Raw genomic sequence first — 8,516 nt, 5'->3', positions numbered from 1 at the left:
CTGTGCATAGGGCAGAATGTGGTCGGTGATGAAGGCGCGAATACGGGTTTCCAATTCGAGCGCCGCGGCGAGGTCGCTCGCCATCATTTCCGTCCAGCGCTGCGCCCCGCGCGGCGAGAGGCACGCAATATTGGAAAAGGCCCCTGCCGCCACTCCTTCCCTGACGCCTGTAGCCAGGTGATGCCCCGGAACGAAGACGGCCAGGTGCTGCAGGTGCTGCCGCGCCTCGGCATAGAAATTTCCGCCCACGAGGCTGAGTTTGGTGGCCGTCACCGCGGTGCCGGCCGTCGCCTCGGCAAGATCGGCCGGCGCAAGCACCCGCTTGGCGTGCGGCGGATTGTAGAGCACGAGTTCGATGCCCTCGGCCGCCTCGGACGCACCGAGCAGAAAGGTCCGCGCCTCCTCGTTCGAAACCGGCCACCAATCGGGCAGGATCACCTGGATCGCTCGCGGCCGCAGCGCCGCCGCCCGCCTGATGCGCCTCAGTTGCAGCGCGGGATCGGTCTGGCTCGCGCCAATCATGAAGGGCATGCCGGCCGCGCGGCATTTCTCGACCAGCAGCGCCTGAATGGCGTCAAACTCGGCCTCGGTCTGCGCATAGAATTCCGAAGCGGTGCCATTGGAATAGATGCCATCGACCCCGGCGGCGATAAGCGCATCCACCGCCACGCCGAGACGCGCAAAATCGATGCTTTCATCGCCGTTGATCGGCAGCAGCAGCGAGGCCCAATTGCCCGAAAGTCCGGCCATGTCGCTCACTCCCTGCCGACGAACCAGCGGATTGCATGACGGCTGCGACTCCGCTTGAACTGCAATGAATATGGATCGCAGATCCAGCGCTCGATGGCGCCATCGGTGCGCGCCACCAGCCAGCCAAAATCCCAGGCGGAAGTCCCATAGCGCAGCGGAATATCGGGCCGTACACGCACCACCGGGTGCGTGCCGGTCAGGAACAGCTTCTTGTCTTGGTAATAGTAGCAGGAGCCAGCATTCACGAAGACCTCGTGCCGAAGGGGAGCCTCACCTTCCGCCAGATCATCGCACAGGCCGGAAATCGCAAGCTTGATCGGCAGTCCCCGCCGAAACGCATCGACGAGATCGCTCAACGCCCCAGAGAGCACATCGCCCTCTTCGCTATGCGCCAGCACCTCACGCCAACGATCGTTGACGAGAAAACGATAGCTGTCGAACGCATAGACAAAATTGCTGCTCGGCGCATTGGTGCCGGCATCCCAGCTATCGAGTTGCAGATAGCGAGGCATGGCGCCGTGGTCATCGAGCGGCGACGGTCCGCGCGTGCCCCCGGCCTTCTGCCCGTCGAGAAAGGGCCGCGCGATCGCCTGCTGCCCGTCCTGGTTATAGAGGAAAAAGGACATGGACGGCCGCGGCCCAAAGCCTTGGGGCAGTTCGACCGGCATACGTAGCGTCATGATCCCGGCCGACCAGCGCCCATCGAGCAACAGCGTCTGACGGAACTCGGCCACCTCGTCGATCAGCTCATTGCTGTCCGACGAGGTATCGATGTGCTCGTTGTGGCGAAACGTCGTCGCCACCTTGAGGTCGGCGCCACGCCCGATTGCCGCCGCCAGGGCAACGGTGCTGCCCGAGCGGATGGAACGGTCCTCATTGAGAACCAGGGGCGTGATCACCGGCATGGTCAGAGCGCGTCGAGGAAGTTGACGCCGGTAAGGCCACGTTCTGCCTTGAAGGCGCGGAACTCGTCCTTGAGCTTCTCTTCTTCTGCGGCCGAATAGAAATTGCCGAACGGCTTGCGGCAATAACCGGCATCGGCGCCCTGCCAGGCCATGGTGCGCTTGATCGCTGCGATGGGATTGCGCGCCAGGGTGAAGAAGATGATGGCGTTGCCCACTTCCTGCAGCGCCTTGGCCTTTTCCATATCGCCCGCCGCCACTGCCGCGTTCAGCGCCAGATAAACCTCGGGAATGGTGTTGTAGAAGCTACCGATAATGCCGTCCGCGCCAAAGGCGAGACCCGACATGGCCATCTCGTCGGCACCCGAATAGATGATGAAGTCATTGCCGATCTCGGCCTTGATCCGCATGATCTCATGATGCGTCGGCGCCGTGTACTTGATGCCTTCGACGCCCGGAATTCCGGCCAGGCGCTTGATCAGGTCGAACCCGAACAGCCCCGCCAGCGGCACGTTATAGGCGCACATCGGCAGCCCGGTCGAAGCGGTGATGTCGGTGTAGTAGGAAACGATCTGGTCCTGCGAAAAGCCCCAGTAGAACGGCGGAACGGACGACAGCGCATCCGCGCCCGCCTTCTCTGCATGCTTGGCCAGGTCGATGGAGAGATGCGTGCTGATCGCCCCGATATGGGCAATCACCGGCACCCGGCCCTTGACCTCGTCGGTGACCACTTCGAGCGCGCGCTTGCGCTCTTCGGGCGACATCATGAAGGCCTCGCCGGTGCTGCCGGTCACATAGAGCCCATCGACGCCGCGGCCGATGAGGAAGTCGATAATGGCGCGCAGACGACCTTCATCGAGCCTTTCGTTCTCGTCGAACGGGGTGACAAGCGCGGGCAACACGCCCTTGATCTTGGAAAGTGCGGACAATTCCGTCTCCGGGTTGGAAGCTCAGGCCGTAAGAGCGACGGGCTCTTCCGTCGCTTCCGGCAAATCGATGAGGTGACAGGCGGCGAAGTGCTCGTGCCCGTCGGTATGATAGCGCTTGAGCGGCGGCACCACGGACTTGCAGACGTCCTTGGCGTAGCGGCAGCGCGGATGGAAAGGGCAGCCCGAGGGCGGATTGACCGGGCTCGGCACGTCGCCCTGCAACACGATGCGCTCGCTCTTCTTGTCGAGATCGGCCACCGGAATGGCCGAGAGCAGCGCCTCGGTATAGGGATGCAGGTTCTTGGCAAAAAGGTCCTCGGAGCGGCAGAGCTCCACGACCTTTCCGAGATACATCACCGCCACGCGGTCGCAGATATATTCGGTCACCGACAGATCGTGCGTGATGAAGATATAGGTGAGCTTGCGCTCTTCCTTGAGCTTCATCAAAAGCTGCAGCACCTGCGCCTGGATCGACACGTCGAGCGCCGAAACCGCCTCGTCGCAGACGATCAGTTCCGGATCGATGCTGAGCGCACGGGCAATGCCGATGCGCTGCCGCTGCCCGCCCGAAAACTCATGCGGATAGCGATCCATATATTCGCGGCGCATATTCACCGCTTCGAGCAGGTCGCCGATGATCTTGCGCCGCTCTTCCCGCGATTTCACGCCGTACTTTTTCAGCGGATCTTCGAGCGATCCGAAGATCGTAAAGGCCGGATTGAGCGAGGAATGCGGATCCTGAAACACGATCTGCAACCGCTTCCTGAACGGCACGAGCCCTTCATTGTCGAGCTTGCTGAGATCTGACTCTTCATTGTCCGGCGAGCGATAGACAATCTCGCCTTCGGTCGAGCGCACCAGCTGCAAGATGGTCTTGCCCAGCGTGGTCTTGCCACAGCCGCTCTCGCCCACGAGCCCCAGCACTTCCCCGCGATAGACATCGATATCGACGCCATCGACGGCCCGCACATGGCCCACCGTGCGTTTGAACACGCCCGCCTTGACCGGGAAATGCGCCTTCACCCCGCGCAGGCGCAGGATAACGTCCTTGCTCTCAGCCATTGGGGACCAGCTCCTTGTAGCGCCAGCACATGACCCGATGGGTCGGCGTAATATGGGTTTCTTCGGGCATGACCTGGCACTGTGCCGTCGCGAAGTCGCAACGGTCGGCAAACTGGCAGCCCTTGGGGCGATTGAGCGGATCGGGCGTCGAGCCGCGAATGGCCTTGATGTCCTGATTCCGGCCCTTGCCGAGCACCGGGACCGAGGCGAGCAGCGCCTTGGTATAGGGGTGGGTCGGGTGCCGCAGCACCTCGTCAACCGTCCCCGCCTCGACGATATTGCCCATATACATCACGGCCACATCGTCAGCGAGTTCAGCCACCACGCCCATGTCATGGGTGATCAGCATGATACCCGTGCCATGCTCGCGCTTGAGCTGATCCATCAGCTCGAAAATCTGCGCCTGAATGGTGACGTCGAGCGCCGTCGTCGGCTCGTCAGCAATCAGCACCTTGGGATTGCAGGCCATGGCCATGGCGATCATGGCGCGCTGCCGCATACCGCCCGAATAGCGGTGCGGAAAGTCGTTCACCCGCTTCTCAGGCAGGGCAATGCCCATTTCCTTGAGCAGCGAAATCGCCTTTTCATGCGCCGCGCGGCCCACCATCTTCATGTGGTACTTAAGGCTTTCCTTGATCTGGAAGCCCACTGAATAGACTGGGTTCAGCGCGGTCATCGGGTCCTGGAAGATCATGGCGATCTCGGCCCCGCGAATGCGCCGCATCTGCCGCCCGTTCTTTTCGAGCGCATGCAGCGGAATGTCGCCCCGGTCGGCGTGATAGATGATCTGCCCTTCCTCGATGCGCGACAGCGTCGGCAGGAGCTGCATGATCGAGGCGGCGGTCACGGATTTCCCACAGCCGCTTTCTCCCACGATGCACAGCGTCTTGCCCTTCTTGATGTCGAAGGACACGCCATTGAGCGCCTTGTTGCAGCGGTTGTTGGTATAAAAGAACGTCTTCAGATCGCGCACGCTGATGGCGATGTCTTGGGTCGCGGTCATCGCCTCACCCCTGCTGGCTCGGGTCGGTCGCATCGCGCAGACCGTCGCCGATAAAATTGACGCTGAGGACGAAGAGCGAGATCACCGTGCCCACGGGCAGCCAGATCCACCAATTGCTCTGCAGCACGCGAATGTCCTGCGCCACGTTGAGGATATTGCCCCAGGTGGGAATGGAGAGCGGCACGCCCAGCCCGAGGAAGCTCAAGCCCGCTTCCTGCAGGATGAAGGCCGCCGTCGAGAGCGTGATGTTGACCATGATCGGCCCCAGCGCATTGGGCAGCATGTGCTTGTAGGCGATCAGCGGCCGGCCGAGCCCAAAGCTGCGCAGGGCCAGAACATATTCTTCCTCGCGGATACTGAGCATGCGCGCCCGCGCCATGCGGTAGATACCGCCCCACCCCGTCAGGGTGAAGATCAGGATCAGGTTGAGCAGCGACTGGCCGAGAATGGAAACCAGCAGCAGCACCAGGATGATCTGGGGGAACGACATGAAAATCTCGGAAACGCGCATGGCGAGCGCGTCGAGCCAGCCCCCGACATAACCGGTATAGACCCCGATCAACACGCCGATGATCGCGGCGAGAATGGCGCTGCCGAGACCCACGAGAATGGAGATGCGGCCGCCATAGAGCACGCGCGCGAACAGATCGCGCCCGGTGCGGTCGGTGCCGAACCAGTGCTCCCAGCTTGGCGCCTGCAGCATGTCGCGCAGGTTGATCTTGTTCGGATCATAAGGCGTCAGCAGCGGAGCAAACACCGAGGCGAGGATGATCACCGCAAAGATGGTGAGCCCGATGACCGCCAGCCGGTTGTTGAGAAACTTCTTGAGCGTGCGCGAGCCGCCGCCGGATTTGGCAAGGCCGGCTTCTTCGCGCGCCCGGATGCGGTCAAACTGCGCATCGAGCCGGGTGCGGCGTCGGGTGATGGTAGAGGGGTTGGGGCCTGGCATGGACTATTCTCCCAGCCGCACGCGCGGATCGATGACCGCGGTCAGAATGTCGACAATGAGGCTGGCGACGAGCACCGCCATGACGGAAAGCAGCGCGATGGTCATCACCACCGGATAGTCCTGCGAGCGGACCGCCGAGATGAATTCGTTGCCGATACCCGGCCACTGAAACACCTGCTCGATGATCACCGAACCGCCGATCAGCACCGGCAAACGGAAGCCGATCAGCACCACCACCGGGGTGAGCGCCACACGGAAACCGTGCAGCAGATAGACGCGCCATTCCGGCAGGCCCTTGGAGCGCGCGGTCTTGATGAAATCGCGGCTGAGCGCATCGAGCATCGACGAGCGCGCATAGCGCATCACGCCCGCCGTCAGCATGATCGAGAGCACCATGGCCGGCATGACCAGATGCGGTAGCCGATCCCACAGCGTCACATAGCCCGGCATGGAGCGGCCACCGACCGGGAACCAGCCGAGATTGAGCGCGAAGACGAGAATGGCGACGAGGCCGAAGAAGAATTCCGGGATCGACACGCCGAGCATGCCGATGACCGTGAGAACGCTGTCGGTCTTGCTGCCGCGCTTGAGCGCGCTGACAACGCCGAGCAGGCTGCCGACGACGGTCGAGAAGACCAGCGCCACCGCGGCCAGTTCCAGCGTTGCCGGCAGGCGCGTGGCGATGATGTTGGAAATCGGCACGCCGCCACTCATCGAGTAGCCGAAATTGCCCTGCAGGAGATTGGTGAACCAGGCCCAGAAGCGCACATAGAACGGCTGCCCGAGGCCCAGCGACTGGCGCAGGGCTTCGAGCTGGGCAGGGTCCATGCTGCCGGCGGCATCGGGATTGACCATATGGGAGACAGCGTCTCCCGGCGTGAGTTCAAGGCCCAGATAAACCAGGAAGCAGATGACGAATGCCATCGGGATCAGGATCAGGACGCGCCTGATGATGTAGGTCAGCATGGTGCCTGGCCAATCCCCGTCGAGAAAAATAGGAAAAAAGATGTGGGAGCACCGGCAAGGGTACCGGCGCCCCCACAGTCAGGGTCACTTCTTCGGATGCGGGAACTGGTTGATCCAGAGCATACGGGTGTAGGGAATGTCGATCGGGTGGACATTCATATAGTCGAGGGCTTCGAGGCCCGGCACGTCGCCGGCAGCCTTGGTGTAGCCGAAGTCGGCCTTGCGGGCCTGGGCGTTGACCAGGAGGTTGCCGTCATTGTCGCTCGAAGGACGCGCGATGATCTGTTCGATCTTCGGCGTGCCCTTGTGGTAGCCCTCGAAAGGAACGAGCGTGGTGTAGTCGTTCATCACCACTTCGTCGATCTTGAACGGGCCCGAGCCGATCGGCTTCTGCCAGAACGAGGCCTGCTGCAGCGTCACCGGATCGACACCTTCGAAGTGCTTGGCCGGCAGCGGCGCGAACTGGCTGAAGCTCAGCAGCACGTTCGGGTCGAGCGTCGAGAACTTGATGGTGACGGTATTGCCGTCAGTGGTGACACCGGCCAGCGTTGAAGCCTCGCCCTTGATGAAGGCGTCGGCGCCCTCGATCTTCTTGAGCGTGGTCTGCAGCACCGGATGGGTAACCGGGAACTTCGCGGCAGCACCGATCGACCAGGCAACGTCATCGGCCGTGATCGGGGCGCCATCGTGCCAGGTGAGACCGTCCCGGAGCGTGAAGGTGAAGGTCAGGCCGTCTTCGCTGATCGAATAGGTGTCGGCCATTTCGCCACCGATAGGCGTGAGCGCGCCGTCGGCTTCAAGCACGGTGTCGAAGGCGAATTTGTTGGCCACCCAGATACCAAGGTTCTGCCACGGCACTTCGAAGAACTGTGCCGGGCCGGCATTGGTATAGAGAACGCCCTTGCCCGAAGCGTCGGGATCGATCGTCCAGTTCTCGACGCCCCAGTTATAGTTGTACTGCTCGTTGCCATAGGGCGCGTCGTTGCGATGCAGACGATCGCTCTCATAGGTGTAGAGCTGCTGGTAGTAGAGCGGGATCTGGGTGACGTTCTCGTTGATATAGTGCTCCATCTCGAAGTAGCCTTCACGCTGCACTTCGGGATCGGTCGTACCGTTGACCTTGGCGACCAGCTCGTTCATCCGCGGAATGTTCGGGATCATCGGCTTGAGGCCATAGGCGTAGCGGTTGAAATACTCCTGCAGGGCCAGCGCGGCGCGGGCGCCGTAGAGCATGTCCCAGGTTACCTTGGACGGGCCATTCACCGGATCATCCGGCACCACGGAAATCTGCGAAGCCACGTCGCCTTCGACCAGGCGATAGTTCATCGCAATGCCGACATCGGCGAGATAGGCCTGCAAGGCGGCCATCAGGTCGGCGGTTGCCTGGTCGGTATAGTAATAGACCACGTCGAGTTCGCGGCTCGAATCCCAGCCGGCTTCGGCGAGAAGCTCGCGAGCCTTGTCCGGGTTGTAGTCGTAGCGAATGAGATCGGTCGGCTTGTTCGGACCATCCGGAAGCATGCCGACGGCACGCACGGCCTGGCCTTCAAAGATGGTTTCGATGATGGTGTCCATATCGATGGCGTAGGCAATGGCCTTACGCACGCGCGGATCGGACAGCGGGTTCTCGTTGATCGGCTGCGCGACGACATGGCCGATAGCGGTGGTGGACATCAGCGCGGCAAGGCCGACAGCGATGAGCTTCTTGAATTGCATCTGCGTTCCCTGTTCTTGAAACTTGTAAAAATCGTCCGGACCGAATCCCCACTCGGTACTGCCGGACTCCGCGGTCTCCACACCGCGGGCAGTCAGCTCTGTTTCACACCTCCTGGGCCTGGTAGCTGTCCTCTGGTGGGGTCAGCACGTGATTGACGTAGATCGCGTAATTACGCGTCAGGTGTTTGCTGAGGATGGTGACCGCGGCCTCCGCGTCATGCGCGATGATCGCCTGCACC

Annotated in this window: 8 protein-coding genes; all 8 read right to left on the bottom strand. The window is 62.0% G+C overall.

Going from position 1 to position 8,516, the window contains the following annotated elements; translation table 11 throughout:
- Positions 1–750, bottom strand: a 750-nt coding sequence (locus J0I64_RS06755) for a dihydrodipicolinate synthase family protein (protein ID WP_291406834.1), incomplete at its 3' end; no start/stop codon positions are given.
- 5 nt (positions 751–755) lie between these two features.
- Entirely contained in the window at positions 756–1,655 is a 900-nt protein-coding gene (locus J0I64_RS06750) for a hypothetical protein (protein WP_291406833.1), read from the bottom strand.
- 2 nt (positions 1,656–1,657) lie between these two features.
- Positions 1,658–2,581, bottom strand: a complete 924-nt coding sequence (locus J0I64_RS06745) for a dihydrodipicolinate synthase family protein (protein ID WP_291406832.1) — start codon at positions 2,579–2,581, stop codon at positions 1,658–1,660.
- Between the two features lie 21 nt (positions 2,582–2,602).
- A complete protein-coding gene (locus J0I64_RS06740; RefSeq protein ID WP_291406831.1) occupies positions 2,603–3,643 on the bottom strand; it encodes an ABC transporter ATP-binding protein in 1,041 nt (346 codons plus the stop codon).
- On the bottom strand, positions 3,636–4,646 hold the full coding sequence (locus J0I64_RS06735; RefSeq protein ID WP_291406830.1) for an ABC transporter ATP-binding protein: 1,011 nt from the start codon (positions 4,644–4,646) through the stop codon (positions 3,636–3,638). Before J0I64_RS06735 ends, J0I64_RS06740 begins: the two co-directional genes overlap by 8 nt.
- A 4-nt stretch (positions 4,647–4,650) precedes the next feature.
- Complete coding sequence (locus tag J0I64_RS06730; RefSeq protein WP_291406829.1) at positions 4,651–5,595, bottom strand: ABC transporter permease; 945 nt, start codon at positions 5,593–5,595, stop codon at positions 4,651–4,653.
- A 3-nt stretch (positions 5,596–5,598) separates the two neighbouring features.
- A complete protein-coding gene (locus J0I64_RS06725) occupies positions 5,599–6,561 on the bottom strand; it encodes an ABC transporter permease (protein WP_291406828.1) in 963 nt (320 codons plus the stop codon).
- Between the two features lie 84 nt (positions 6,562–6,645).
- Positions 6,646–8,277, bottom strand: a complete 1,632-nt coding sequence (locus tag J0I64_RS06720; protein WP_291406827.1) for an ABC transporter substrate-binding protein — start codon at positions 8,275–8,277, stop codon at positions 6,646–6,648.
- Positions 8,278–8,516 lie beyond the last annotated feature (239 nt).

Origin of the sequence: Devosia sp., from assembly GCF_017307565.1 — a bacterium.
Lineage (GTDB): Bacteria > Pseudomonadota > Alphaproteobacteria > Rhizobiales > Devosiaceae > Devosia.
This window is presented reverse-complemented; position numbering and strand designations above follow the sequence as displayed.

Bases quoted from the DNA above. Each gene is read 5' to 3' on its own strand.
- J0I64_RS06750 (WP_291406833.1), bottom strand. From the start codon at position 1,655: ATGCCGGTGATCACGCCCCTGGTTCTCAATGAGGACCGTTCCATCCGC.
- J0I64_RS06740 (WP_291406831.1), bottom strand. From the start codon at position 3,643: ATGGCTGAGAGCAAGGACGTTATCCTGCGCCTGCGCGGGGTGAAGGCG.
- J0I64_RS06735 (WP_291406830.1), bottom strand. From the start codon at position 4,646: ATGACCGCGACCCAAGACATCGCCATCAGCGTGCGCGATCTGAAGACG.
- J0I64_RS06730 (WP_291406829.1), bottom strand. From the start codon at position 5,595: ATGCCAGGCCCCAACCCCTCTACCATCACCCGACGCCGCACCCGGCTC.
- J0I64_RS06725 (WP_291406828.1), bottom strand. From the start codon at position 6,561: ATGCTGACCTACATCATCAGGCGCGTCCTGATCCTGATCCCGATGGCA.
- J0I64_RS06720 (WP_291406827.1), bottom strand. From the start codon at position 8,277: ATGCAATTCAAGAAGCTCATCGCTGTCGGCCTTGCCGCGCTGATGTCC.